The sequence below is a fragment of the Lactobacillus sp. UMNPBX16 genome, from assembly GCF_002553775.1.
Lineage (GTDB): Bacteria > Bacillota > Bacilli > Lactobacillales > Lactobacillaceae > Lactobacillus > Lactobacillus crispatus.
Genome location: NZ_PCYU01000005.1, coordinates 36,519 through 63,000, shown reverse-complemented (window position 1 = coordinate 63,000; position 26,482 = coordinate 36,519). Strand labels below are relative to the sequence as shown.

Annotated in this window: 21 protein-coding genes and 1 pseudogene; 4 read left to right on the top strand and 18 right to left on the bottom strand. The window is 36.9% G+C overall.

Annotated elements, in window-relative coordinates:
- Positions 1-28 precede the first annotated feature (28 nt).
- From CP367_RS01245 to CP367_RS01210, 8 genes are all read right to left on the bottom strand, one after another.
- Positions 29-1,129 (bottom strand): hypothetical protein, encoded by a 1,101-nt coding sequence (locus CP367_RS01245; RefSeq protein WP_057726674.1) that lies wholly within the window; start codon positions 1,127-1,129, stop codon positions 29-31.
- Positions 1,130-1,190: 61 nt separating this feature from the next.
- Positions 1,191-2,564 (bottom strand): amino acid permease, encoded by a 1,374-nt coding sequence (locus tag CP367_RS01240; protein WP_089145714.1) that lies wholly within the window; start codon positions 2,562-2,564, stop codon positions 1,191-1,193.
- 72 nt (positions 2,565-2,636) lie between these two features.
- The gene (locus tag CP367_RS01235; RefSeq protein WP_005721860.1) at positions 2,637-3,986 is read right to left on the bottom strand and encodes an amino acid permease; all 1,350 of its coding nucleotides are present in this window, start codon (positions 3,984-3,986) and stop codon (positions 2,637-2,639) included.
- A 162-nt stretch (positions 3,987-4,148) separates the two neighbouring features.
- A complete protein-coding gene (gene lepB, locus CP367_RS01230) occupies positions 4,149-4,781 on the bottom strand; it encodes a signal peptidase I (RefSeq protein ID WP_089145715.1) in 633 nt (210 codons plus the stop codon).
- 84 nt (positions 4,782-4,865) lie between these two features.
- Entirely contained in the window at positions 4,866-6,452 is a 1,587-nt protein-coding gene (locus CP367_RS01225) for an ABC transporter ATP-binding protein (RefSeq protein ID WP_089145716.1), read from the bottom strand.
- Between the two features lie 365 nt (positions 6,453-6,817).
- Complete coding sequence (locus CP367_RS01220) at positions 6,818-8,944, bottom strand: ATP-dependent Clp protease ATP-binding subunit (RefSeq protein ID WP_089145717.1); 2,127 nt, start codon at positions 8,942-8,944, stop codon at positions 6,818-6,820.
- Between the two features lie 329 nt (positions 8,945-9,273).
- The gene (locus CP367_RS01215) at positions 9,274-10,164 is read right to left on the bottom strand and encodes an alpha/beta hydrolase (protein WP_057726678.1); all 891 of its coding nucleotides are present in this window, start codon (positions 10,162-10,164) and stop codon (positions 9,274-9,276) included.
- Entirely contained in the window at positions 10,145-11,452 is a 1,308-nt protein-coding gene (locus CP367_RS01210) for a PTS sugar transporter subunit IIC (RefSeq protein ID WP_089143215.1), read from the bottom strand. Before CP367_RS01210 ends, CP367_RS01215 begins: the two co-directional genes overlap by 20 nt.
- 93 nt (positions 11,453-11,545) lie before the next feature.
- Here CP367_RS01210 and CP367_RS01205 point away from each other — a divergent pair.
- From CP367_RS01205 to CP367_RS01195, 3 genes and pseudogenes are all read left to right on the top strand, one after another.
- A pseudogene (locus tag CP367_RS01205) lies at positions 11,546-12,246 on the top strand (ABC transporter ATP-binding protein).
- Between the two features lie 9 nt (positions 12,247-12,255).
- Entirely contained in the window at positions 12,256-14,796 is a 2,541-nt protein-coding gene (locus CP367_RS01200) for an ABC transporter permease (protein ID WP_180706819.1), read from the top strand.
- 46 nt (positions 14,797-14,842) lie between these two features.
- Entirely contained in the window at positions 14,843-15,079 is a 237-nt protein-coding gene (locus CP367_RS01195) for a hypothetical protein (protein ID WP_005721863.1), read from the top strand.
- A gap of 102 nt (positions 15,080-15,181) precedes the next feature.
- Here the strand turns inward: CP367_RS01195 and CP367_RS01190 are convergent, their stop codons facing one another.
- Positions 15,182-16,798, bottom strand: a complete 1,617-nt coding sequence (locus tag CP367_RS01190; RefSeq protein WP_089143213.1) for a polysaccharide biosynthesis protein — start codon at positions 16,796-16,798, stop codon at positions 15,182-15,184.
- Between the two features lie 289 nt (positions 16,799-17,087).
- Between CP367_RS01190 and CP367_RS01185 the strand changes: the two genes are divergently transcribed.
- Positions 17,088-18,038: a GH25 family lysozyme gene (locus tag CP367_RS01185; RefSeq protein ID WP_005719986.1), complete on the top strand. Its 951-nt coding sequence runs from the start codon at positions 17,088-17,090 to the stop codon at positions 18,036-18,038.
- Positions 18,039-18,109: 71 nt separating this feature from the next.
- Here the strand turns inward: CP367_RS01185 and CP367_RS01180 are convergent, their stop codons facing one another.
- The 9 genes from CP367_RS01180 to CP367_RS01140 all read right to left on the bottom strand — a co-directional run bounded on the left by CP367_RS01180 (position 18,110) and on the right by CP367_RS01140 (position 26,187).
- Positions 18,110-18,826, bottom strand: a complete 717-nt coding sequence (locus CP367_RS01180; protein WP_060464163.1) for a DUF975 family protein — start codon at positions 18,824-18,826, stop codon at positions 18,110-18,112.
- A gap of 315 nt (positions 18,827-19,141) precedes the next feature.
- Positions 19,142-20,083 carry a serine hydrolase gene (locus CP367_RS01175; RefSeq protein ID WP_089143211.1) on the bottom strand — a complete coding sequence of 314 codons (942 nt, stop codon included), beginning with the start codon at positions 20,081-20,083 and terminating at the stop codon, positions 19,142-19,144.
- Complete coding sequence (gene dltD, locus CP367_RS01170) at positions 20,083-21,369, bottom strand: D-alanyl-lipoteichoic acid biosynthesis protein DltD (RefSeq protein ID WP_089145286.1); 1,287 nt, start codon at positions 21,367-21,369, stop codon at positions 20,083-20,085. Before dltD ends, CP367_RS01175 begins: the two co-directional genes overlap by 1 nt.
- Complete coding sequence (gene dltC, locus CP367_RS01165; RefSeq protein WP_089143209.1) at positions 21,362-21,601, bottom strand: D-alanine--poly(phosphoribitol) ligase subunit DltC; 240 nt, start codon at positions 21,599-21,601, stop codon at positions 21,362-21,364. The genes dltD and dltC overlap by 8 nt, the downstream gene beginning before the upstream one ends.
- Before the next feature lie 58 nt (positions 21,602-21,659).
- Positions 21,660-22,898: a D-alanyl-lipoteichoic acid biosynthesis protein DltB gene (gene dltB, locus CP367_RS01160; protein ID WP_089143208.1), complete on the bottom strand. Its 1,239-nt coding sequence runs from the start codon at positions 22,896-22,898 to the stop codon at positions 21,660-21,662.
- The gene (gene dltA, locus CP367_RS01155; RefSeq protein ID WP_089145288.1) at positions 22,898-24,412 is read right to left on the bottom strand and encodes a D-alanine--poly(phosphoribitol) ligase subunit DltA; all 1,515 of its coding nucleotides are present in this window, start codon (positions 24,410-24,412) and stop codon (positions 22,898-22,900) included. Before dltA ends, dltB begins: the two co-directional genes overlap by 1 nt.
- A gap of 15 nt (positions 24,413-24,427) precedes the next feature.
- The gene (locus tag CP367_RS01150; RefSeq protein WP_054832847.1) at positions 24,428-24,580 is read right to left on the bottom strand and encodes a teichoic acid D-Ala incorporation-associated protein DltX; all 153 of its coding nucleotides are present in this window, start codon (positions 24,578-24,580) and stop codon (positions 24,428-24,430) included.
- 148 nt (positions 24,581-24,728) lie between these two features.
- Positions 24,729-25,025: a hypothetical protein gene (locus CP367_RS01145; RefSeq protein WP_013087054.1), complete on the bottom strand. Its 297-nt coding sequence runs from the start codon at positions 25,023-25,025 to the stop codon at positions 24,729-24,731.
- Positions 25,026-25,050: 25 nt separating this feature from the next.
- The gene (locus tag CP367_RS01140; protein WP_089143206.1) at positions 25,051-26,187 is read right to left on the bottom strand and encodes a YncE family protein; all 1,137 of its coding nucleotides are present in this window, start codon (positions 26,185-26,187) and stop codon (positions 25,051-25,053) included.
- Positions 26,188-26,482 lie beyond the last annotated feature (295 nt).

The following is a 26,482-nucleotide window of genomic DNA, read 5'->3' as shown; positions in this document are numbered from 1 at the left end:
ATTGAATACGATAATTTTTGAATATTTCTTATTCTAGTCCCTGCTCAAAGCGATACTGCCGTAATACATATTCCTTGAAAAACGGTAAAGTAAAGGCCACTTCACCATAATTAGTAGATTTGATAACTTGATCATCTAACAAGCGTCTACGATAGTTAGCAACAAAATTGCTTGGACGGTTTAACCTTTCATGAATTTCTTTAATTGAAACACAATGTTTTGGGCTCTGAGCCATAGCTAAAACAAATTTTCGGTCTTGCTTTGACAAACTACTAAGTACTTTGGTATAAACATTTTGCTTTAGCACCAATAAGTACTCTGATTTAATACATTCTAAAGTGTTTTGATCTATTACCTTACTTTTTTTAGCAGCTTTCAAAACTAAATAACCTAGCAACTGAAAGGCATATGAATAGCCCATTGTCATCAACGCCATTTTTTCAAGAATTTTTTTCGACACTTGATAACCTGATTCTTTAAAAACTTTACTATAGCTAGCTTCAACCTGTGAGAGATTCAATGCTGATAAAGCTATTCGCTTTCCACGTAGTAAGAATGAAGTTATATTTTCGTTTTTCAATTCAGAGATATTTTCAGAAAGACCAGCTATCATTAAGGCTATAGGATAACCCTGCCGATTTAATAATTGATAACATCTTGCAAAATCTTTCAACTCCTGACATAGTTTTACTTCGTCTAAGGTAATCAACACTTTAACGTCATTTTTTCTTACTTCATCAAACATGTTCGTTAAAATATCTTGATATGTTAACTTACTAATGTCTGTAGAAAGCGATAATCCAAAATTAGAGAAATTTAGTCCTTCAATAGATTTAAATGATTTTTTTAGTTTTGAATCTGCATTCAGATATAAGCTATTAATAAAAGAAGGCAACAACTTCATCCCCATGGCCAAATTAACAACAATCCAATCTGGATATGCACTAATCTTTCTGTCCATTGCTGTCAAAAAGACAGTTTTGCCTATTCCACGCATTCCATAAACAATCGAAATTGTATATGAACTATTTAAATTCTCTATTCCTTGAGACACATCAGCAATTAGTTTTTTTCGCTGCAAATACACTGCTGGAATTCGGCCAAAGCTAGGATTAAACGGATTATCCATATTTTGTCCCCAATCATTTTCTTATCAAAAAAGCAGCAGGCTTCTTACCTACTACTCAATTTTATTTATCTTTTTGATGCTTAACCACATAAATCAGTGCCGCAATAATCAACACTGCTGCACCAACTGCAACAGAAATTTGCGTTTCTGGATTAATAAACATAAAGATTACAATCACAACCAACATGATTAAAGCAAAATAGTTGGAATATGGATATAGTGGCAATTTAAACGGATGATTCTTCATCAAATCAGGGTTCTTTTTTCTAAAACGCAACTCTGCTAGTAAAATCACAAACCATGCAACCATCCCTGGCAAAACAGATGAACTATAAACAATAACAAAAACATTAGCTAGTGATTTATTCAAAAATTGTGCCAAAACATTAAGCATGAAACCAATAAAGATCCCACTAGTAATTCCAATGATCGCATGACTAGGCACGATTCTCTTAGATACGTGACCAAAAGTCTTAGGTGCTTCACCTTCGTGTGCCAATTTATACAACATTCGACTTGATGAATAAATTCCCGAGTTTGCACCGGACAAAGCTGCAGTCAAAACTACAAAGTTAATTACTGAAGCTGCCGCGGTAATTCCCACCTTGGCAAAGGTCGTTACAAACGGTGAGCCAATGCTATCTAATTTATTCCATGGATAAATTGTGACAATCACAAAAATTGCCCCAACATAAAAGATCAAAATCCGCCACAATACTGACTTCACGCTTTTAACAATGGCCTTATGCGGATCAGATACTTCACCAGCTGAAATCCCAATTAGCTCAATTCCTTCATAAGAACCAACAATAATGGCCATTGAGAAAAAGAAGCCCTTGAGACCACCAGTGAAGAAGCCGCCATGACTCCACAAGTTAGAAAAGCCTACTGGATGACCGCCATTACCAAAGCCAAATAGAATTACCGCAAAGCCAAGCAAAATCATTAAGATAATCGTTACAACCTTGATCATGGCAAACCAGAATTCCAAGGTTGCATAAGCTTTCGCACTAGCTAAGTTAGCCACCAGCAAAAATAAAATAATAATTACGCCGGCAGCCCAATCAGAGGTGCCTTTCCACCAAAAGCGCAAATACTCTGTTGTTGCCACCACCTCAGAAATTCCGACAACAATGTATTGAAACACGTTTGCCCATTCGGCTAAATAGCCGGCAATTGGATGCACATGCTCTGAAGCATAGTCTGCAAAAGAACCAGTACCTGGATCAACATAAAGCATCTCACCTAATGCCCGCATTACGATATACAAAATAACCCCAACAAAAATATAAGCTAGCAGTACTGAAGGACCGGTCCACTTAATGGTTGAGCTAGCCCCCATGAATAGTCCAACACCAATTGCTCCTCCAAGTGAGATCATTTCCATCTGTCCGGCTGTCATCGACCGCTTTAATTCAGGTGCTTTCTTCGCCATTTCCAACTTCCTTTCTTTAGCATCTGTAAAAATTTCCTAGGAAATATATCTATTCTCATTTATCTTTAATCACTATACCTTATCATTTTTTCGAACAAAACTGTAGCTGATCGCTAAAAAGATTGCAAATAAAATCGAAATAATCAAAGCCAGCTGCGTTGATTTGATAAAGAATAATAAGATTAAAATACCAATGTAAAAGGCAAGCGTAAGCCAGCTAGTTACTGGGTAGCCCGGCATTTTAAAGCTGCCTAAATTCTGCTTATTCTGTTTGCGATAAACAATATGTGCTGCCATAATCATGATCCAAACAATCACAAAACAAATTGTTGAAACAGTTGAGACAACGGAGAATATTTCTGCTGGCATTAAATAGTTTAAGGCAACTACTACAAATAAAATTAATGAAGAGGTCATCAAAGCGTTCATTGGAATTGCTTTTTTGGTCAATTCACCTAGTCTTTTAGGTGCATGGCCGTTACGTGCTAATGAATAAAGTGATCGACTAGTTGAAAAGATTGCACTATTAGTCGCTGACATAGCTGCAGTCAAAACGACAAAATTTAAAATCCCTGCAGCCGCTGTAACACCGATGCCGGTAAAGACCTGGACAAAGGGACTTGAAGTAGTTGTAATGTGATTCCATGGATAAACAGACATAATTGCCAACATTGAGCCCACATAAAAAAGGCCGATTCTAACTGGCAAAGTGTTAATTGCCTTAGGAATATCCTTTTGCGGATTAGCTGTTTCACTAGCAGTTTGACCTACAATTTCTACCCCAACAAAGGCAAAAACAACCATTTGAAATGATAAAAGAAAGCCCCAAATCCCAGTTGGGAAAAAGCCACCATGATTAACTAAATTAGTTAGTGAAACATAACCGCCCTTTACATGCGTATGAAGTAACAACATTACAGCACCGGTAATGATTAAGACTACAATTGCCATTACCTTAATCATTGAGAACCAACTTTCCAGTTCACCAAATAATCCGACATTTACCATGTTAATCAACATCAATAAGATCACAATTACTAAAGGGCCAACCCATTGCGGTAGCCACGGAAACCAGTATCTTAAATAAATTCCTGTCGCAGTCAAATCAGCCATAGCTAAACTAAGCCAGCAAGCCCAGTACATCCAGCCCGCTACAAATTCGGCACGCTTACCTAAATATTTTTTGATTGATTCTAAAAATGAATGACTATCAGGATCGGCTAAAATAAGCTCTCCTAAAGCACGCATCATAAAAAAGGTGATAATCCCTACGATTAAGTACGACAAAATAATTGAAGGGCCAGCACTATGAATGGCTGAACCAGAACCTAAGAATAGGCCAGTACCAATGGCTCCCCCTATTGCAATCATTGTTACGTGACGACTCTTAAGCCCGCGTTTTAATCTCGGCTTCTCATCCATAATTACTCGCACCTTCCTCAAAATAAAAAATGGAGCGGCATGTTTTTTAAATGAAACATGTTGCTCCATCAAGTTTGCTTTTTTTGAATTATATAGTCTTATGCCAATTCATGCAATTATTTTTTATCTAAAAAAGATATTCCCTTAGGAATATCTTCATTATTAGTAAACTTTAAATTGGTTCAACGGCCAGTAACGTACTTTAACTACGCCAACGATACTACTACGCTTAATGGTTCCGATATAACGGCTATCCTTAGAAACGCTCCGGTGATCACCCATTACGAAATATGTTCCTTTCGGAATGCGCCCAGTATCCTGCACATATTTAATCTGCGCTCTAGTAAAGTATTGCTGGTAAGTCCGCGCCCGCATCAGTGACTGCATAGTAAAATTCTGAGTCTCAGAATAAAATGTATCTGAGCCATTATCAATTAACTTCGTTCCTTGTTTCAACCAAGGTTGAGCAATCTTTTTATTATTAATGTAGATTTGATTATTTTTGCTGACGATTTTTTCACCAGGCAAACCAATAACACGCTTAATGTACAAAGCACCTGGTTCATCTGGGGCTTTAACAATGACCACTTCACCACGTTTGATTTGTGCATGACGTTCCGCAATCAATCGATCACCATTTTGAAAGGTTGGTTGCATTGATGGACCAGACACCGTATCGTTGCTCAAAACGAAGTGGAAGAGCAACATATAAACGCCAAATAAAATACCCCAGATAATTAAGATATCTAGGAAAAACTTACCCCATGATTCTTTTTCTTCTTTTTTTTCAGTCATAATTTTCTCCATTTTGTCTTTTTTCACAGTTTACAACTTTATGAAGAAATTGCCAAATCAATAAAGCTAGAGCAACTGGGCTACTTAATTAGTCAACTCTAAAATTTGCCCATATTTTTGCTTATACTCGTCACTTAAATTATGCTCAATGTCGATTACAGTACCTTTGAAATCAACAATTAACTGAAATATAGTCTGCATACTTTGATGATCTAATCCCGACAAGGCCTCATCTAATAATAAAATTGTCTTCTTTCTTAATAATGCACGAGCTAATTCAATTTTACGCTTTTCACCTCCAGAAAGATGGACTCCATTCTCACCTAATCTAGTATCCAGTCCTTCTGTTGAGGCAAATTTATCCAATTCAACCTTTCGTAAGATTGCAATCATGTCTTCATCAGAGAAATCTTCGCCTAATGTCAAATTAAAGCGCAAACTTTTTGAAAAAATAAACGTATCTTGACTAATGATACCAACTTGATGCTTCAATTCATTATCATTTAACTTAGAATTAACTAGAATTTCTCCTGAAAAGAGTGGTATCTCATTTAATAAAGTTTTGAAAATTGTTGACTTTCCTACACCAGATGGTCCCTCAATCATCACATGACTATTACCTTTAACAGCAAAATTAATATCTTTTATCAATGCATGATCATACCCAAAACTAGCGTGATCAAATTCAAGTAAAAGATCCTTAGATAGATTTTGATAAGTTAAATTATTAATTTGTTGCTGCTTAGATTTATCAATCTCTGCTTCCAAAAGTGGAGTGGATGAATTAATCTGATTCAAGAACTGAACAGAACTCAAAATAGGACTCGTTACCCTATCGGCTGCCAAATATAGCGAAATAAAGGCACCAACTGTGATTTGACCATTCATAATAAACAACACACTAACTAATAGGGCAATAATTGTTGAAATCACATAAGTGGTATTTGATAATAAACGTGAAGTTTCTTGATGCAAGTTCATTTTAAAATACGCATTTTCTTCTTGCTTAAGCGAATGTGTAATTAGCTTTTGCATCTTAGCTGTAACGCCATAATTATTAATCAGATGAAAACCTTTAACTCCTTCCGAAACTTCTAAGTTGTACTTCTTATATTTAGCGGACCACTTCTTGGTTCCCTTTTCTAGCCATTTTTTAGTAAGCCTGGGAACAACCGTTGGTAAAAAACCACAAATAAGGTAGACCAATGCTACCCAAGAATTAATATAAAGAATATAGATTAGAGTGATCAATGCTTGTTCAAAGCAATAAATTACCATTACTACCGCATTGATAAACTGATTTTCAATTTGCTTTACATCTACATCTATAAAGGAAATTACTTTCGATTCATCGCGATTATCACTGGCAGTAATAAACTTATCATAAGCATCTGCACGCAATTTGGTATTAGCAACTTGAATAATTTTTAAATTAAAATATTGCCAAAACCAAAAAGCAATATTAGTAAATGTCATTGCCACAAAGAAAAGTGCAATAACTAACCAAACTCGATTAAATTGACGTTTTGTTAAAATATTCGTAAGAATTCCCATAACGGCGGGGGAAATAATGCCATCTAAGCCAGTAAAACCGCTAGCTATAACTAAGCCTAGCCACAAAGATGAGTGCCCTTTAAAAATATCTCGAAGATATATAAATTTTTGCTTCATAATTATTCCTCATTGAAGATCTTTTTTAATCATATTCAATACCGCTTCTTAAGTAGTTACTTACAAATCAAAATGAATTCCTTAAAAGAGCTTCTTTATTATCGTCTAAACAAAGATAATGAAGAATTAATTTTGTTTATAGTTTCCTTACCTGAGGTACTTAATCTGCCTAAAGTATCTCATAATTTTTCTGAACTTTTTCACCGAATTAAAAGCTTATAATTATCTCATTTTTTATATTTTTATAATACTCTTATTTTAATTTCAGATCAAACAACTTTGCAGAAATGCAAAACTAATTCAATTTCTGCACAAAAAGAGGATATTCCCTAGGAAATATCCTCTTTTTCTTTATTAACTATTAATTAATCTTCTTTTTTATCTTCGGCTTTAGTTTTGTCTTCCTTAATTTTTTCTTCAATCTTTGGAGAAATATCGAAGATTGCTTCACCGTTTAAGTACAAGTGCTTGTCATCTGCAGTGAATTCGATCTTCTTAGTGTCAGGCTTTTGTAAGATCAACTTAGCAGCTGGAGTTTCAAGATTTTGTTCAACTACTCTTCTAAGTGGACGAGCACCGAACTTCTTGTCGTAGCCCTTTTCTGCCAAGAATGCCTTAGCTTCGTCTGAAACTTCTACCGTTACACCCTTCTTAGCAAGAACATGAGACATCTTCTTCAAGTAAATGTTGATGATCTTGCCCATGTCTTGTTCAGTAAGTGAGTTGAATGGAACGATTGCGTCCAAACGGTTCAAGAATTCAGGTCTGAAGTAGTTTTCAAGGGCTGAGATTAACTTGTCTTGGTCAACCTTGCCATCTTCAAGCAACTTGTCTGAGAAGCCGGCGTTTGAAGTCATAATCAAGATAGTATCCTTGAATGAAACAGTTCTACCTTGTGCGTCAGTCAAACGACCATCATCCATGATTTGCAATAATGCGTTGAAGACTTGTGGGTTAGCCTTTTCAATTTCATCAAACAAAATTAATGAGTATGGTTGGTGACGAACTTTTTCAGTTAATTGACCACCTTCACCATAGCCAACGTAGCCAGGTGCAGAACCAATCAACTTGTTAACAGCCATTTCGTCTTGGTATTCACTCATGTCCAAACGGATTAAGTGTTCTTTGTTACCAAATAATTGAATTGCTAATTGTTTTGCAAGTTCAGTCTTACCAACACCGGTAGGACCAGTAAGTAAGAATGAACCAGTAGGACGATCGCTGTCTTTAAAGATTTGCTTACGAGCAATAGCGTCAGTAATTACATCGATTGCTCTGTCTTGGTCAATAACGTTTTGCTTTAACTTCTTAGCAAGGTCTAAGTTTTTTTGAGCTTCATCAGCGTGAAGTTCACTCATTGGGATCTTAGTCTTTTGTTCAATAATTGCGTAGATGTCTTTTTCAGTTACTTCTGGAGTATTCTTAGAATCTACATTCTTAAGTTGTTTCTCAAGTTCAGCAATCTTACTCTTAATTTCTGAAGCCTTGTCGTAATCCTCTGCCTTAGCAGCTTCAGTCTTCTTAGCTTCAAGAGCTGAGATTTGGTTCTTTAAGCTCTTTTCATCAGTTGGTTGTACAAGCAATGCCTTCTTAGCACCAGCTTCATCCATCAAGTCGATAGCCTTGTCTGGTAAGTAACGGCCTTGAATGTATCTTTCTGATAATTCAACAGCTAATTTAAGACTGTCGTCACTGTATTTTACGTGGTGGTAGTCTTCGTACTTCTTCTTTAAGCCTTCCAAAATCTTAACAGCTACATCAGTAGATGGTTCTGGAACTTGAACAGCTTGGAATCTACGTGATAAAGCTGGGTCTTTTTCAATTCTTTGGAATTCACTAGTAGTAGTAGCACCAATTAATTTCAATTGACCACTTGCCAAAGCTGGCTTCAAGATGTTAGCTGCATCCCCATTGTTGTTTTCTGAATCAGTAGAACCAGCACCAACGATGTTGTGAATTTCATCGATGAATAAAACAATGTTAGGATCGCTCTTAGCCTTATCAATAACCTTCTTTAATCTTTCTTCAAAGCTACCACGAAGACTTGAACCAGCAACCATGTCATTAATGTTTACTGAAATGATATGCATGTTAGCCATTTTAGCTGGTACATTGCCTGAAGCAATTCTTTCAGCTAAACCTTCTACAATAGAAGTCTTACCAACACCAGCAGGTCCGATTAAAACAGGATTGTTCTTCTTACGTCTTGAAAGAATTTCAATTACGTTATCGATCTGTTCATCACGACCAATTACTGGGTCAAATTTATTGTTCTTAGCTTCCTCAACTAAGTCAACACCAATTGGCTTTTCATTGGGTTGTTGTGGGTTCTGTTGAATTGTTTGTGGTGCAGCACCCATGCTGCTGGAGTAATTAATTGGAATTGAACCTGAACTGCCTTTGCTATTTCTTCTAGTGCCGAAGTCATCATTAAAGAATGAGCTGTTCAATTCGTTAAATAAGTTATCAAAGTCATTGTCAAAGTATGCCATATGTGCAACACTCCCTATCTCAAATTTACGTCTTTAGCACTCTAGCTTATCGAGTGCTAACTCATTACATTTAATAGTATATCATGTTATCCACAGATTGCAAGCTAAAAAGCAAAAGTTTTCCACATCTTCTTTATTTTTTGTGATTTTTATTAAAAAAGCACCACAAATGCTGTAATATAAACATTTGTAGTGCTTCACAAATTATAAAGAATTTCTTAAGATGGGCAAAAATTGATGATTATTTTGCTTAAAACTGTTGAATTTTAAGGAAGTTTTCCACAGATAAGAATAAGTTTATTACCATAAACTATTTCTGCCTACCTCTATTATTGCCCTTTTGCTTGTCCAGTATTTTGCGGTTCGCTCAACTTTCTCGGCTCAAGCAAATACTGTTTAATTACTTTGATTACCTGCTTATTCTGAGGTAAATCCGAGTGATCCGCTTCTACACCCGTTACTGTCATTGCAGTATAGCTCTTGACTTGATTCTGAAAAATATATTTTCCGGCTGCTACGCTAGCTTCTGGTACAATTCCATCAGACTCATAATTTTTTCCACCAGATAAGGAATAAACAATCAAGTTTTTCGGTAGTTTATCTTTGTTCTTGATAAAGGTTTCTAGCATTTGCGTTTTATGATTAATATTTTTTTCACCAAAATTATATGGCGTTCCTAGCGTCATCAGACGTTTGATTTTAATTTCATCAGAATAGTAACAGTAGTAATGTTCTAACCAATAGGTCCAGATCAAGCCACCGTTAGAATGCCCAAAGGCTTTAAAATTATTAAACTTATAGCTCTCTGATAAGGCATAAAAGGCTTGATCAAACCAGCTGGCTTGCTTCTTAATATTGCTATAACCATCGTGATTATTTTCAAAACCGACAATAATGAAAGGTTCGTTGTCGTTTTTATTGATTTTGCCTGAATATGATAGCGTTCCATTCGTTGAAACTTTAATTTTAAGCACGCTATGCTTAGTCGGTGTGTTCTGATTTAGCTGCTTCACTAATTGGTTAAAACGTTCAGTCGTTGCACTAGAACCTGGAATCATAATTACTGGTGACAAAAGCGATTTGCGTCTTTCAGCTCTAGCGTGGTTATCAGCCTTCATCCAAGAATAACCCGGAACAGCCAAAGCTACTAATAAGACTAAGACGATTGCCAACCATTTAAAATTAGGATTTTGAACTAAATTAATCATTCTTTTCTTCATAATCCTTTAGTCCCCTTTCAAGTCGCAAACCTAATTTCATAGTTGGAATAAACATTATTATATCTAAAATGAATAACAAAATAGAAAATACCAAGTTGCTCCAGTCACCATTGGAACCAAAGAAAGAGACCAAAATTCCTGGTGTCCCACTTAAAACGGGGTAAGCACAAGGTTGAATTAAATGGCAAAAAATTGCTCCAGCGGCTAGTAGAATATTAATAATTGGAATAATCACAATCGCCGGCAGTAACAATGGATTTAAAATAATCGGCATCCCGACCATCATGCCTCCAGTTGAGCCAAAAGCTGCTGGAAGCAGGTTAACCTTGGCAATATTTTCACTATCCTTATTTTTACTATAAATTAGGATAATTACAATCATCGCTAAAACAATACTCGCACCACCCATTTCTGCATAAGGATAAAACAAAGAACTACCCAAATACTTATATGGCACATTCCAAGCACTCCCATGTTTTAAGGCAAAATTTAAGTTAGCTGCTGCTGAAATACTATTAGAAGTAGTTGACAAAGAAGCTAGAGGATAACCTATTCCCATCCAGCTAAGTAAAAAGACTGGGATAGTCAGTAAAGCTATTAACAAAATATTATTTGATTCCTGTATTTGAGTAACTAGGCCTTTAAAAGTACTAGAATTCAAAAATTTGATTTGAAATTCATAAATTATAATCCCCAGAACTATCCCACAAAAAATTGCAAATATTGTCGGGATAAACGCATTCCAGGCTCTTTCCTTAATTCTAGCGGCATGTTCAAAATCGACTGGCTTGTGTTCCTTTCCTAGCCAATGAAAAATTTGCCCTACACCATAGCCAATTAACAAGGCCAGCAAGACAGCATTAATTTTTAAAACACTGGAAGAAAATGGTGAATGATCGCTGGCATTATTAGCTAAATTATTGGCATAAGCACAAAACATGATAACGATGACAGCCGTCATCCCGGCCATGGTTGAATCTTTACGGTATAAACGCGCAGTATAACGTGCCGCAAAATAAGCCGCATAAATACCAAATAAGCCGAAGGTTACCCGAACCATCCCCCGACTGACAAATGCTCCCGCATACCAAAAACGATCTGGCAAAGTGATATCAAAATTAAAAATATTGTAAATAAAACTATCGGGCGAAAAAAAGGCATCTCTGAACAACTTAAAATATGCCCCAATTACCGCGATCGGCATCAGCATAACCAACGTTCGCTGAAAAATTCTAAAGATTGCCAATCTTCTTAGTTTAAGAAAGATATTTGTGATTCTGTTTACCATGGTATTTCCTTTACCTATTTATTATAAATATGATTGAATAAAGTTAATTAAAACAATTATTAATTATACATCTATACTAGAAAGCTGATTATGATGGCTTACATTAACTTAAAAAATAATACTAAAATTTACCAATCTGGTGACACAACCATCTATGCCAATAAGAACATTACTTTTTCTATCGATAAAGGCGAACTAGTCATTATTCTCGGCTCATCAGGAGCTGGAAAATCTACTTTGCTTAATATTTTAGGCGGAATGGAGCCAAATACAAGTGGCGATGTAATTGTAGCGGGAAAAATATTGCAAAATATAACGCTAAAGAATTAACTACCTATCGGCGCAACGACGTTGGCTTTGTTTTTCAATTTTATAATTTGATTCCCAACTTAACAGCAAAAGAAAACGTTGAATTAGCTGCTCAAATTGTCCCTGATGCGATGAGCGCCGATGATGCCTTGCAGTATGTTGACCTAGGGCGACGAGAAAACAATTTTCCCGCTCAACTATCAGGCGGTGAGCAGCAACGTGTGGCAATTGCCCGAGCCATCGCTAAAAAGCCAGCCTTACTTTTGTGCGATGAACCAACCGGTGCCCTTGACTATAAAACAGGCAAACGAATTTTAAAAATTTTGCAAAATATGAGCCGGCAAAATGGCTCGACGGTCTTGATTGTAACTCATAACGCCGCTATTGCCCCAATTGCTGATAAGGTCATCCGTATTCACGATGGAAGTATTCAAAAAGTCCAGCATAATCTACATCCCGCTGACATCAGTACAATTGAATGGTAGGTGAGCGACATGCAAAAAACTATTCTATGGAAAGATGCTTGGCAAGCAATCATTCATTCACTTGGCCGTTATATCGCCATTATTCTATTAATTGCACTGGGGACTTTTGCTTTTACAGGCTTAAAAATGGCTGGTCCTGATATGCGAACAACAGGGGCAGACTTTTTTGCCAAACATAACTTAGCTGATGTCACTGTCACTTCAAACTATGGCATTAATTCAACTGATCGCCTTACTATTCAGAATTTACCGGAAGTAAAAGAAGCTACCTTCGGCTATTTTCAAGATGTTAAAATTAAAAATCAACCTGATACGCTCCGCATCTTTTCTCAATCAGATAATCTTTCAAGTTATGAATTGATTAAAGGTCATTTTCCTAAGAATAAAACAGAGATTGCACTGTCATATTTATTGCAGAAAAAATATCGCTTGGGGCAAAACATTACTTTTAATAAACCTGGCATTTTAAAAAATAAGACTTACAAGATTGTTGGCTTCGTCAAAGCTAGTGAGTTCTTAGATAAAAATCAAATCGGTCAAACCAACATTGGCAGTGGCCATTTAACTGGAATTGCGGTTGCTAATCATAACGCCTTCGCCGCACCAGTTTATCAAATTGCCCGAATCATTTTCAAAAATACCGCCAATTTAAGTCCCTTTAGCATAGCTTACCGCAACCGTGTTTATAACGATCAAACCAAATTGCAAACTGCTTTAAACCAAAATCGAGCCGACAAATATGACAAATATCGGGCCATGTATCAAAAGCAATATCGACAAGCTACAGCTAAACAATTACTTAAACGTGGCATCGTAGTTAACCCGGCGCAAATTAAAGTACCACAAAACAAGCTTAAAATTGCTTATCCTAACTACGTAATCAACAGCCGTGAAGAAAGTCAGGGTTATGCTTCTTATCGAGCAGATTCTGAACGAGTTGAAGTTTTGGCTAATGTCTTTCCTGTTTTCTTGTTTGCTGTAGCGGCTTTGGTCAGCTTAACTACAATGATGCGTTTTGTTGAAGAAGAACGGACTAATATTGGTACGCTAAAAGCACTAGGCTATGGTAATGGAGCAATTGCCATTAAGTTCTTGCTCTATAGCACCTCAGCTGCAATTTTAGGTGTTATTCTGGGGGCTAGCTTAGGTTACACCTTTTTGCCTAACTTAATCATCAAGGCCTATTTAGCTAGCTCAACCTTAGGAACTGATTACCAGCTGAATTTTGCTTGGGGACCACTATTAATTTCATTGACGATTGCACTACTTGCAACAACCGTCGTTTCAATGATTACTTTAGCTCAAACTCTGCGTGAACAGCCTTCAGCTTTACTTTTACCTAAACCACCTAAAAATGGTTCACGTATTTTACTAGAATATATTCCATTTTTATGGAAGCACATGAGCTTTTCAGCTAAGGTAACAGCCCGCAATATTTTCCGTTATAAGAGCAGAATGCTGATGACCATCCTAGGCGTTGCTGGTTGTACTGGATTACTAGTAATGGGATTTGGTATTCGTGATTCGCTACAAGGAATTGGCAATATTCAATATTCTGAAGTACAAAAAAACGATGTTATCGCTTTGAAGAATCGCCATGTTAACACGACTGAGCGACAAAAATTAAACAAAATTTTTACCAGCCATGATGTTACGCAAACTACTGCTGTACAATATCAACAATTGACTAAACACCTTGATAGCACTGGAGCAACTGAAAATGTAATGCTAATTGCGCCACAATCAACTAAAAGCTTTAGCAAATCTATCAATTTGCAAGAACGTCAAAGCAAGAAAAAACTTGTTTTGTCAAATAATGGTGTAGTCATTTCAGAAAAATTAGCTACTATCTTGCACGCTCATAAAGGTTCAACAATTTCCTTAAAAAATGAACATGGGAAACTACTTAAGTTCAAAGTTAGTGGAATCTGCGAAATGTATCTCGGTCACTATATCTTTATGAGCCCAGCTGAATATGCCAAAGCAACTGGCAAAAAATTTACTACTAATGCTTATTTAGTAACCATGGCCAAACATTCCCCAGGAAATATCAGCCATATTAGTCAAAAAATGATCAAAACAGGCGCAATCGAAACGGTTGTCTCAACTTCATCAAATAGAGAATTGCTGAGCAGTTTTACTGGTAGTCTAAATGAAGTCATTCTAATCCTAATTTTAATTTCAGGGATGTTGGCCTTAGTAGTCATCTATAACTTAACTAATATCAATGTCGCTGAAAGAATTCGCGAATTATCGACTATCAAAGTGCTAGGATTTTACGATAATGAAACAACGATGTACATTTATCGCGAAACAATCATCTTATCGGCACTAGGAATTATCGTAGGCTTTGGCTTTGGGTGGTGGCTACACCACTTTATTATCACTAGTTTGCCACCAGATGTCGCGATGTTCGATCCGAATATGTACCCGTTGAACTTCGTCTTCTCTGCGCTAATTCCCGCTATTATCACCGCTATTTTAGCAATTGTTGTCCATCACAAGATCAAGCGAATCAACATGCTAGATGCCTTGTCCTCCATTGATTAAGCGCTGTTATGCTATAATAATCACTATAGAAAAGGGTGGAAAAAACATGCCAAGAAAGCACTTTGAATTAAACAGTGATGTTAATAAATTAATCGAAAAATATGATGAAATTAATAATGTTGATTTCAATAAGTTAGTTAACAAGGCCTTGAGATTCTACCTTGTTAATCAAATGAACTACAAAGATGTTCAAGACGCCCTGAATAAAGCTGATAACGAAGCTTCTAAGTATATTGATGAAGCAATGCGTTCCAGCATGGGTGATATTAATCGAAATTATTAGAACATAACTAATCATGGAAAAAGCCATCTGTTTTGACAGCAGGTGGCTTTTAGTATTCATTACAAGATAATTTATTATAAAAACAACTAATTGATAATTTCTTTACTCAAAATGCTTATACCGATAATATCGATAACCTATCTTTTTACCAAAAATCGTCTCCGAAGTTTTCATCCAATTAGCCAGCAAAACATAAATGCCTAAAAAGACTAAACCGAAGATTGCTAAATAACCAAAACTACCAACACGGCCTAAGTCGTTGAAACGATAGCCAAATAAAATTTGGTAAACAAAGAGCAGGATAATGTAAATCTCGTTTGAAACAATGATCGGCAACAAACTCCCCATCTTAACGCCATATGTCTTATTAAGCTTGTGATAACTGAGCCAAATTACCAGTAAGAACGAAATATCAGTTGAAAGAATTGCACCATCTGCATTCATGAACATAGTCATCGGTACTTGCAGAATTATTTTTACTAAGACACCTTCAACCATATAGATCACAGCCAGTTTGTTCATGTTCAAAGCTAAAAGCAGTGTTAATGAATTCATCACCAAACCAGCAAACAAACTTTGAACAATATTTTCAACCAAATAATACGCACCTAAACTATCGTGTGAGAACAAGACCGTATAAATTGGAGAAGCCGCAAAAGCACCAAGTGCAACAACCGGAAGCAAGACAAATAATAGTAGTCTATAGTTCTCTAAAAGCAGCTGTCTAATGCTTTCTTGACTATCATTAGCCTTATACTTAAGCCCTGCTAAAAGCGGCAGACTAGTCTCAGAAACGGCTGTCGCAAGTGAAATAATCACCGTGGTAATCTTGCTTGGATTAGCCGAGAAAATTGTGTACAAGTAACTAACATAGCTTTTACTCATATGACTGAAGCTAATCAGGATTTGTTTAAACAAAAGTTGATCAACTAATTGCGTAACAGTAATGAACGATCCCAGCAAAACAAACGGAATTGAGGCATACCATAAGTTAAGCAAACTACGAGAAACATTATTAAGTGCTCTGGGCTCGCTATTTTCAATTAATTCTCGGTAATGTCCCCACTGCTTGCGCATATATGCAAAAAGATACAGGTAACTAGCTATAGCACCAACACAGGCGCCAAACACACTGAAATAAACCGCCGTTACGTAATCATGATGGAAGACTTCAATAATCAACAAAGTAGCCAGCAAAATAAACAAAATTCGAGCAAATTGTTCCCATAATTGGGAAATCCCATATGGCTTCATATCATTATTTCCCTGAAACCAGCCTCGAACCATACTCATTGATGGCAGAATTACTACGGCTGGCACTAATACTCGAATAGAAATTGTTGCACTAGCCACTGAATCCACTGGACTATTTTTGGCAATCATTGGTGCCGTCACATAAAGCAAAATACCACACGCTATTCCCATGACCAGCATAATAGCGAAGCCTAATTTGGTAATGTACAAACTGTCTTTATATCTATTTTGCGAATTTAATTGCGATACTTCCCGGGCAATAACTGAAGGAAGTCCTGCCGTCCCAATTGATAAAAACAGCGCATACGGCGTATATGACGAATTGAACAGCGCCTGTGCGTTTAATTGGTTGTGGTAGCTTCCCAGCATAATTAGCCAGGGAATCAAATAAACAACCCCGAGAATTCTAGATACAATGCTACCAAACGATAGCCAAAATGAACCGGATAGGATTTTTTTATTCAATAGAATAGCCTCAAATCTACGTTAGTTTCTCATTGTGCCTTCTTATTATACGTGGATTTTATAACTTTGTGGGAAATATGTACCAACTAGTTACCCTTTTTTAACAAATTTTTCAGCTCTAATAATACAAATCAGTTACATTATTTACTATATTGTTACCCAGCCTTTAATTTTACGTTAGACCCCTTGACCTAACCTTCTTTAATTATTATCCTTAAAATGTTTCTGTTAAAGGTCATAATTAGACAAAAATAATAATGTATTAAGAATATTCATCGGGGGAATTAAGTTGTCATTCAAGAAAAAGATTATCACTAAATTAGCTTATGTTGCTATGCTTTCAACTACTGGCGTTGCCGCAGCTGCAATCGTGCAACCACAAGCACATGTCCAAGCTTCTACCACTTCAGTTGCTGCTCGCTCACTCGGAATCGATGTTGCTAGTTACCAAAGTGCTGATCTTTCAGCTCACGCTAAAAGCGGTGCTAAGTTTGCTGTTGTTAAAGTAAGTGAAGGTACCAGCTACAGAAATCCTAAGGCTAGTGCTCAAATCGCTAGTGCCCGCGCTAAGAATATGATGCCAATGGGCTACCACTTTGCTACATTTTCTGCTAATAGCGCTGCTGCTAAAAATGAAGCCAACTACGCAATCGCATCAGCTAAGGCTGTTGGTCTTGGTGCTGGCTCATACCTTGCATGTGACTATGAGTCAGGTGACGGCAACAATATCTATGGTGGTAAGAATCCTACTGCTAATGCAATTAATGCCTTCATGAGCAAGGTTAAAGCTGCTGGTTACAAGCCACTTCTTTACGCTAGTTCATCAGTTTTAAGAAACAACATTAACACTAACTCTGTTGTTAACAAATTCCCTAACTCATTATGGGTTGCTGCATACGCTGTTTCAGGTCGAGTAGACAATCCTAACTTTGACTACTTCCCATCAATGAAGGGTGTTTCAATTTGGCAATTTACTGACAACTGGCGTGGTCTTAACGTTGACGGTAACATTAACGTTTTACCTCTTACTTCATCAGGTAGCGCTGTTTCTCAAGCACCTAAGAAGGCTCGCGTATTAAAGAAGAAGGCTCATGTATACAACAAGGCTGGTCACCGTACAGGCAAGACTATTAAGAAGGGCACTTCTATCACTACCCATGGCAAGAAGAAAACTATCAATGGTAAGAAATACTACAAGATTGCCAAGAATCAATACATTAGATCAGCTAACCTTTACTAAAAAGGCAAAATAAGTCATCAAAAAATGCACCAGGTAGAAATTACCTGATGCATTTTATTTTATCCAATTTTTTACTTGGCGAATTGTTCACCAGCTAAGTTACGGTAGAAGTTAGCCTTAGCTTGACGGTAATATGGGTTAACCCACAATAAACCGATCCCGCAGGAAATAATACCAAGTAGCCACCAGCCGATGAAACTTAAATCAAAAATAAACAAGTCCATCTTATGGCCATCCATCAACTTACGGCTGGCACTGATAGCTTCTGTGGCAGTCGGCTCATGACCACTATCTAGCATGTCACGCAAGATATATGGTGTCATTGCATATGAATAAGCCTTGATCAGCCCTGGAATAATCAGTAACCAAGTCCACAAAATAAGAAAAATTTCATACAAAATATAAGTTAAAAAGTTACTCTTAAAGTTTCTGGTAAATGGACTAAAGATACCTGAAAGAACATTTTCCTTAGTACCACTATCTCTAAAATGCAAGATAGTATAAATTACACCCCATGTGATTAAACCAATTGCAACTGAAACTACCAAAGTAATCAGCCATGCAAAAGGATTAACTCTTACTTTGTCTAGGTACATCAATTCAGCATTGTTACCGAAGCGGCGGACAATACCGTACACGATATCTTCGCCCTTTTCAAAAAAGTTTTCGATATCGGTCAAAATATAAACGATTAGCCAGCCAACAAATGACAGCAAAACTGCCCAGCCCCAGTTACCACGTAACTGGTCTCTAGCTTGTTCTTTTAATTCTTTTCTTGTAGTAGCCATTTTCTCTCCTCCTCACTTTTCTAATCATGAGTATTGTCGCCTAAAATCAGGGCAGAATCAATTAAAAGGACATCAAAAAAGCCTAATTCCACCAACATCGGAACTAGGCTCACACAGTGTTGACCGCCACTCTGACCACATATAGAAGATAACATTTTCGCTACCGGAGAAAATGACTACTAATAGCGACGGTACATGATAGATTTTAGCATTCAACTACCTAAAAAACAAGCAAAAAGACGGGTTGAATTAGCGGAATGGATACCAAAATTTACGGATAAAAAAGACGAGGTCTAAACCTCGTCTTCTTCATTACTAAAATTCAAGCATCATCGTCATTGCACGATTGATCTTCTTTTTAATCTTTTTAAACTCACCAGAAGCAGTATGATTATCCTGCAAAATGATCATGTTCTGGCCATCTTTAGTTGCCCGCATAAAGGTATAATACCCTTCACCAGCACCATTAGCAGCTTTATAATGCTTAAGATTATAAAGCCCGCCATTGTAGTAGCTAGGAGCTTGACCTTTGAATAGGACCTTTCTACTCTTGTTACTCAATATCTTGCCAGTCAGAATATACTGCATGGTCTTAGCTAAATCTGCGTTAGACATTACGATTGAACCAGCACCCAGCTCATTGTGAGCATCCTTAACGGCTTTAGCATGGTTCACTTTGACATATTCACCCTCACGCATTTCATAGCCTGGTACCCAATGACTAGCCAATAACTTAGCCTTGTCTGACCACAAGAACTCACTATGGGTTAGATTCAGTGGCTTGATATATATGTCATGGAACAATTGCTCGTATGACTTTTTCTCAAGCTTGGACAAGATTCCACAAAGGAAAATATAGTTTACTGAAGTATAGTGCCACTTACCTAATTTGCTAGCATCAAACACAGTATATTGTGCATCATGCTTGATATTCTCTTCATCAGAGATAAACTCAGGCGTACCTAATTGTTGACCAGCTTTCAAATCCAGCCCTGATGTCATATCAATTAAGTTGCTAATCTTGACTGAACTAGCACCATCTACATTTGGGTAGAATTTTGAAAGTTTATCGCTAAGCTTCAACTTTCCTTTCTCTACCTCATGCATCACCATTGCAGCTGTCATTGACTTTTGAACTGAATTGATCAAATAGCTAGTGTCAGGTTTATTGTCCGTCGCATAATTAAGCAAAACTTTGCCATGATTTATTACTAAAACTGAGCCTTTAACGCCCACATGGTCAATAGCCTGGCGCACTATTCCGCTTTTAAACGGTCTTTATTGCTTAAATCAACTCGCTTAACGTTATCCTTGTTTTGCCACTTCTTGGAGTAGAAGTAGTTAGACATATCATAGTCATAACGCTTATTAGGTTCCTTCATGAATGGACGAACAGCTTGATCAACTGCAACCCAGCCTTTCCAGCCTAGGTGAATAGTATCTTGCATAAAGTACTTTTCATTGCCTCGTCTTGAAAGATCTGCAATATTTTCAAAGCCTTGACTGGTTAACTGGTGTTCCATCTTGGCAACTGATTCTTGGTACATCTTGTTGGACAAACCAGTGTACTTCATCCACTTACCATTAATTGGTGGAATAATGAACAAAACATTGGTATGTTGCTTAGCGAATTGTTCCAACATCAATTGGAAGTCACCATATTCAACTGAGTGTACATAGTCAAAGTTGCGTTGACTACCCTTCAAACGCTTTAAGACCTTCTTTGGCAAACGGGTCCGATAGAAGGTGTTGTCAATTCCCAAGTTATTTGAAGTAGTATGTGCTGCAGCTTGTTCCTCAGCTACTTTATTTAAAGCAGCTACGGAATATGCCCCAGGTAATACTTTAGCCTTCTTTTGGATCTTATTTACACGGTCACGTAGTTGGAATGAGCTGAAGAAATTATCTTCGTTACGCAACATTCGACGACGGTTTTGTAAATAAAATTTTTGGAAGCTAGTCAACTTCTTGCCTTGAGCAATTTGCTTCAGACTATTCTTGATTTCACCTTTTACATCTGGCATTTCCAACAGACGTTTAGCTGCATAACGATCAGTTTTATTATTTTTCGCACTGAGCAAGAAATTACATGCTTGCAATGGTGAATAATACAATGCAAAGGCATTAGGATCTTGACCCCGCTTAGTAAACCATTGTGGTGAAATGATCACAACAGCCTTCTTGTTTCTAAGCTGCTTAGCTGTTCCTTGCATCCCCAAGAACTGAGCCAAAGATTGACTACCCGGTCCACCTAATAAGAATGGACGGTAGTTTCTATGATACTTTTCCGCAATTACACTAGGGTGAAGTGGGTCGAATCTTGACAACTCACTTGAACCATAGAATGGCACGTAGCCATCTTCAAAAGCTTCCTGCTTCATTGTGCTGCCCTTGAAGACAGTTGTGTTTTGTGAAGCTGCAGCCTCGTAAATCGTTTGCTTAGAAAAAGTTCTTTCCCAAGGAATAAGGAAAACAACTAACAAAAGGATAAAAGCGCAAAGAACTGGGCCAAAGATTTGCCACAGCCGGCGTTTATTACTCATTTTCTAAGCTGTCCACCTTTGCCACAATCTTGTTTGGAGTATCCCATTCAGCACGCTTGAATTCTGAAACGGGAACATCAATATCAAACTTTTCTTGTAAGCTCAAAAGCATTTGTACACTTGCCATTGAGTCCATCAAACCATTGTCAAAGATGTTTTCATCCATTTGATCTGATAAATCTTCACCAGTTAAATCGTTTAAAATGTCTAATACGCCTTGTTTAGTGTCCATAATTAATACCTCTATTCAACACAAATACTTAATTAATATCATTCCATATTATATAAGCTTATTTCCAACCGAACCATAGTTGACTAAGAAATCCTGAGAAAATCAAGAAACTGAAGCAAACTACGTTAAAGGTTAAGAAAATGGCGAACCATTCAGTAAACTTGTTAGATGGAATTTGCTTCTTATGCTTTCCCTTAAATCTAAGCCACATATCGTTGATACAAATAGCTGAAGCGTGGAAGATACCATAAACAATATAATACCACGTTAAGCCGTGCCAGAAACCCTGGATTAAGAACAACAGGAAGTAAGAAACTTGTGACAATCTAATTCGATTCTTAAACAATTTTTTCTTCATTGCAAAGAAAGAGAATCGCATATAGATGTAGTCACGGAACCAGAATGACAAAGTCATATGCCAACGATTCCAGAAATCTTTAATGTTCTTAGAAATAAATGGCTTATTGAAGTTCATTGGGGTATGAATACCCATGAAGTATGAAATTGATACGGCAAATAATGAATAACCTGCAAAGTCAAAGAACAAGTACATGCTGTAACAATACATGTAAGCAAGTACCCACCATGAAAGCTTCAAACCACCGTTTGCATTCCCAACGACTAAAGCAGCGGCACTGATCTTTGGTAACCAATAAGTACCAAAGAACCAGCCAATAATGAATTTATATAAAAAGCCTTGGAACAAGTATCTAACCGCATATTGCAGATCAGTAATATATGCATCACGTGTAGGTACCTTATCATAATCTTTTTTAAATCTACGGTAACGGTCAATAGGACCTGAAGAAATAGTTGGGAAGAAGAGTAAGAACCTTGCATAAGTAATCGGATCTACCTTCTTAATTGCCCCATCACGCATTTCCATAATAACTTGTACTGTCTTAAAGGTTACGTATGAGATTCCCAAGAAACCAATGACAAAGCCAATTGAGTTATCAGGAAAAGCGGTCAAATATTTAACTGCGGCTAATGGAATAATTGCCAAAATCACAGCCAAACTAAAGATCCAAGTCTTATTTTTACCGTGGTGACGATAATACTGATAAGCAAAGGTTAAGGCAAATTCGTAAACCAACCAGATTAACAGGTTAACCCCTTGCTCCCAGTGATCACCATCAAAAATCAAGAACAAGAAAACAATTGAAAAAATTGCTTCATATGTCTTGAGTCGATGACCGTAATAAAGCCCAACGATAATCGGAATTAAAGCGATCATCAAATAGACAAAGTATTGCGGGTTGGAATAAGGCTGTAAGTTAATGAAATTAAAATTCACTACTTATTAACCTCCTTAATTACCGCCTTAATATCTACCTTGCCGTTTTGCGAAATTGGTAACGCATCTTGGTAGACATAACGTTGTGGAATCATGTAAGGCATGACGTTCTTAGCTAGATCCTCACGAATCATCTTGGTTAAAGTGGCATCAGAGTATTGACGACGAACGCCTTCTTTTAATTCGATTTCGGCAACGATCTGCTTAACGGTATGATCCTTATTGTACTTAGGAGCCGCAACGCCATAACGAACCAACTTGTTCTTTGTTAAGTAGAAATTAATTTCCTCAAGTTCGATTCTATAGCCGTTAAACTTAATCTGGAAGTCAATTCGACCGCGGTAAAATAGCATATCGCCATCAAAGAAACCAGCATCCCCACTCCGGTAGCTACGATACTCAGCACCATCTTCATGGAAAAAGGCAGCTTCAGTCTTTTCAGGATTGTTCATATATCCTTTAGAAACACTAGGACCACTAATGATAATTTCACCTTCGCCAGGCTTATCACCCTTAGAAGTATCAATTGTAATCTTAGTGTCTTCTTTAACCTTACCGATTGGCAAACGGTCATACTTTTTAAGAACTTCATCAGTAATTTCAACTTGAGTAACAGCAACTGTTGTTTCAGTTGGACCATAGGTGTTGAAAATATGACTATCTGGGAACTTCTTCTTAAGCATCTCAGCTTCACTGTGTGGCAATTCTTCACCACAAAACAAGAAATGACTTAAGTCTGGATGGTGTTCTGCATCAAAAGTCTTGTCCAAGAAGCACATCTGTGCAAATGACGGAGTTGATACCCAAACATTGAACTGCATCTTTGGCAAAGTTTGGAATAATTTACCAAAGTTTTGAGTAACATCATGAGGCAAAACTACCAACTTACCAGCAGAAACAAGTGCTGGATAAAGACTCATTACTGACAAATCAAATGAGTAAGGTGCTTGTGCCAAGAAACTTGGATGTTCTGGCAAATTAAAGTCTGACAACTCCCAGTTAACGAAACTAAGCAAATTGTCGTGACTAATTTGTACACCCTTAGGCTTACCAGTGGTACCTGATGTAAAGATAATGTAGTAGTTGTCATCACCTTCAACGAAGTTCTTCTCGTCAACTTCAAAATTGCCGTCTTCAACTTCGCTAGCCTTAAGAACCTTAACATCAGTTAAATCAACTTCTGGTAACGGATCAATTTCCAAAACTAGTGGTGACTTAGAAACGTCTTGAATCATCGTTAAACGTTCTGCATTAGAATAGCTAGCAATTGGAATATAAGCGTGACCTGACTTAACACAACCAAGAAAACTAGCAATCATTTCAAAAGTTTGTCCGCCCCAAATCATAATTGGAGCATGCTCTGGAATATCTAAGCTAGCAATTTTATGTGCCCACGCATTTGAACGCTTTTTAAGGTCACCATATGTATTAGTTTCACCGAGATAGTCGTAAACAACACGATCTGGTTCGTTTGCGGCGATCTCATCAATTTTCTTAATAACATCTTGAATCATGTGATAGCACCTACCTTAAAATTCATTATAAATGAAGTGAACAGATGTTAGTCCACTATATTCATATAAATAGATAAGAGCCATCAGGATTCCAAAATAAACAATTGTTTTCAAAACAAACATACCAATACGTTTGCCTCGAGAATCAACCTTCGTCTTTTTATTCATTTTTTCTCCCTTAGGTAATCTTACTTTTGCTTTTGCCCTATATTACTACAAATAGTGGCAACAAATGCACTAACAGCTTATATTTTAACAAATTTAAACTTTTTCTTAAATCTTCAGTTATTTGTTTCAAATTGCGAATGCGTTTTCTTTACTGTTGTCTCTTGCAATCCCGATAAGCAAAAAATAATGGAATAAAGATAATAATTGCCACAAAAATTAATGCAAAAATCATCAAACGCATTACATTTTGTGGTTTAGCCCACATCTCACTTTTCGCGGTTGCCAACAAAAATGCCGCAAATAATGCAATGATAACTACTTCGCCTAAACAAAAGACTAAATGCGTGCTTTGCCACAAATACAAATACGTTGTTGCTGGAAATAAGCAAAACCAGCCTGAAAAACGTAAAAGAAAAATCTCTCTTTTCCGGTAGTCAATCTTCATTTTTCTTTATTTGTTCCTTTCTTGATTAGTTACCAAACAATGCATTTATATTCATCGATAAAATACGGTCCATAACGACGATCTCTGGTCTAGCATAGATCTTTGACCCAGATTCAAATACACAAAGCAGTTGACCTTTATAAGCAGTAATTTGTTCTAAATACGGTGGCATGGTAATCACCAACTCCGCATTTTTTTCGTCCAGAGCATTCAAAGCTGAGGTGGGAAAAACATAAAGCTTTGAATCACCACTACCATAAGATTGACTCAAAAAGATCTTATTTTGATAAATAGCAATCCCCTGAATTTGCTTATCCATTGACGTTTCACCAGTTGGATCGGACCAGCGTAGCGTTCCTGTAACGGATTTAACTTCATTATTAGTAATCGAGCCGCGATTTTTACCGCTACGTGCAATTGTATAAGCTGCAACCTTGCCGCGACCATACATGTTAAAGAAGCCTACGAACAGTTGACCATCATAATAGGTTACAGTTGAGGCTTTTTCAACCGCTGGAATCGCAATTTGATACTTATATTTAATCGGTATTTGGCTACCGGCTTTGTAAGACTTTAATTCCGCCATCGAAAAAGCAGCTAGCGCCGATGACCTTCCCATTGATCCAGTTACCCAAATATTTTTAGCAACCGGATCATAAGCAATGCCACCTAAGTGCGGCCGCCCTGCTACTTGAATTGTCTTGAGATATTTACCAGTCTTTTTGTCCAAAACATAGACGACTGAAGCATGTTCGTGTTCCCCATCATAGGCGGTTAACAAAATATACTTACCAGCTATAGTAATCCCTTGCGGTGTCATCGCAGTAGCTGTATTTACCTTTTTAGTTTTAAAATCATAGCTTTTGGTCGCCAGCAGTCCTGGTAAAACAAAGTCTTTTCCATCCCACGTGCGTGGTGGAACGTAGTTAGATACCTTATTAATAAAGGAATATTTTTCACGCAATGCCTTTTGATAATTAGAGAAATTATGCCAAGCAGGACTAGTATTTGTCCCATCTTTAGCAAGTTTTTCCTTTGGCCGTTGCCGAATCATCTCCTGCTTCTGCCACCATTGGTAACCGAAATAGCCTCCTGTTCCAACTCCTGCTAAAAGAAGAAGCACTAAAAAGAAGCGCAAGATTCTTTTACCAAACTTCTTCAAAAGATTACTCCTTTCTCATTTTTGTTTTGCTATGCACCTAATTATAGCGAAAAATAATTATTTTTTTGCTTTTAGCCCTTTGCTATAAGCAATTTTTACTAAAAAGATAATTTTTTTGCAAATAAAGCACATTCGTCACACTTTTTTCACAAATTAAGGTTATACTATTAAGTGTAGTGAGGGAGAACAATTCCTCTACTACAACTCAACTTTTTTGTTTTTCATTCATACTCCTCCAAGTAAATAATGAAAATAAAAAGAATTGACTTACTCCAATTAGTCAATTTCATATCTA

Bases quoted from the DNA above. Each gene is read 5' to 3' on its own strand.
- CP367_RS01245 (WP_057726674.1), bottom strand. From the start codon at position 1,129: ATGGATAATCCGTTTAATCCTAGCTTTGGCCGAATTCCAGCAGTGTAT.
- CP367_RS01240 (WP_089145714.1), bottom strand. From the start codon at position 2,564: ATGGCGAAGAAAGCACCTGAATTAAAGCGGTCGATGACAGCCGGACAG.
- CP367_RS01195 (WP_005721863.1), top strand. From the start codon at position 14,843: ATGCCAAGAAAGCACTTTGAATTAAACAGTGATGTTAATAAATTAATC.
- CP367_RS01200 (WP_180706819.1), top strand. From the start codon at position 12,256: ATGCAAAAAACTATTCTATGGAAAGATGCTTGGCAAGCAATCATTCAT.
- dltC (WP_089143209.1), bottom strand. From the start codon at position 21,601: ATGGACACTAAACAAGGCGTATTAGACATTTTAAACGATTTAACTGGT.
- CP367_RS01180 (WP_060464163.1), bottom strand. From the start codon at position 18,826: ATGGCTACTACAAGAAAAGAATTAAAAGAACAAGCTAGAGACCAGTTA.
- CP367_RS01145 (WP_013087054.1), bottom strand. From the start codon at position 25,025: ATGAAGATTGACTACCGGAAAAGAGAGATTTTTCTTTTACGTTTTTCA.
- lepB (WP_089145715.1), bottom strand. From the start codon at position 4,781: ATGACTGAAAAAAAAGAAGAAAAAGAATCATGGGGTAAGTTTTTCCTA.
- CP367_RS01150 (WP_054832847.1), bottom strand. From the start codon at position 24,580: ATGAATAAAAAGACGAAGGTTGATTCTCGAGGCAAACGTATTGGTATG.
- dltD (WP_089145286.1), bottom strand. From the start codon at position 21,369: ATGAGTAATAAACGCCGGCTGTGGCAAATCTTTGGCCCAGTTCTTTGC.
- CP367_RS01235 (WP_005721860.1), bottom strand. From the start codon at position 3,986: ATGGATGAGAAGCCGAGATTAAAACGCGGGCTTAAGAGTCGTCACGTA.
- CP367_RS01215 (WP_057726678.1), bottom strand. From the start codon at position 10,164: ATGAAGAAAAGAATGATTAATTTAGTTCAAAATCCTAATTTTAAATGG.
- CP367_RS01225 (WP_089145716.1), bottom strand. From the start codon at position 6,452: ATGAAGCAAAAATTTATATATCTTCGAGATATTTTTAAAGGGCACTCA.
- CP367_RS01210 (WP_089143215.1), bottom strand. From the start codon at position 11,452: ATGGTAAACAGAATCACAAATATCTTTCTTAAACTAAGAAGATTGGCA.
- CP367_RS01220 (WP_089145717.1), bottom strand. From the start codon at position 8,944: ATGGCATACTTTGACAATGACTTTGATAACTTATTTAACGAATTGAAC.
- dltA (WP_089145288.1), bottom strand. From the start codon at position 24,412: ATGATTCAAGATGTTATTAAGAAAATTGATGAGATCGCCGCAAACGAA.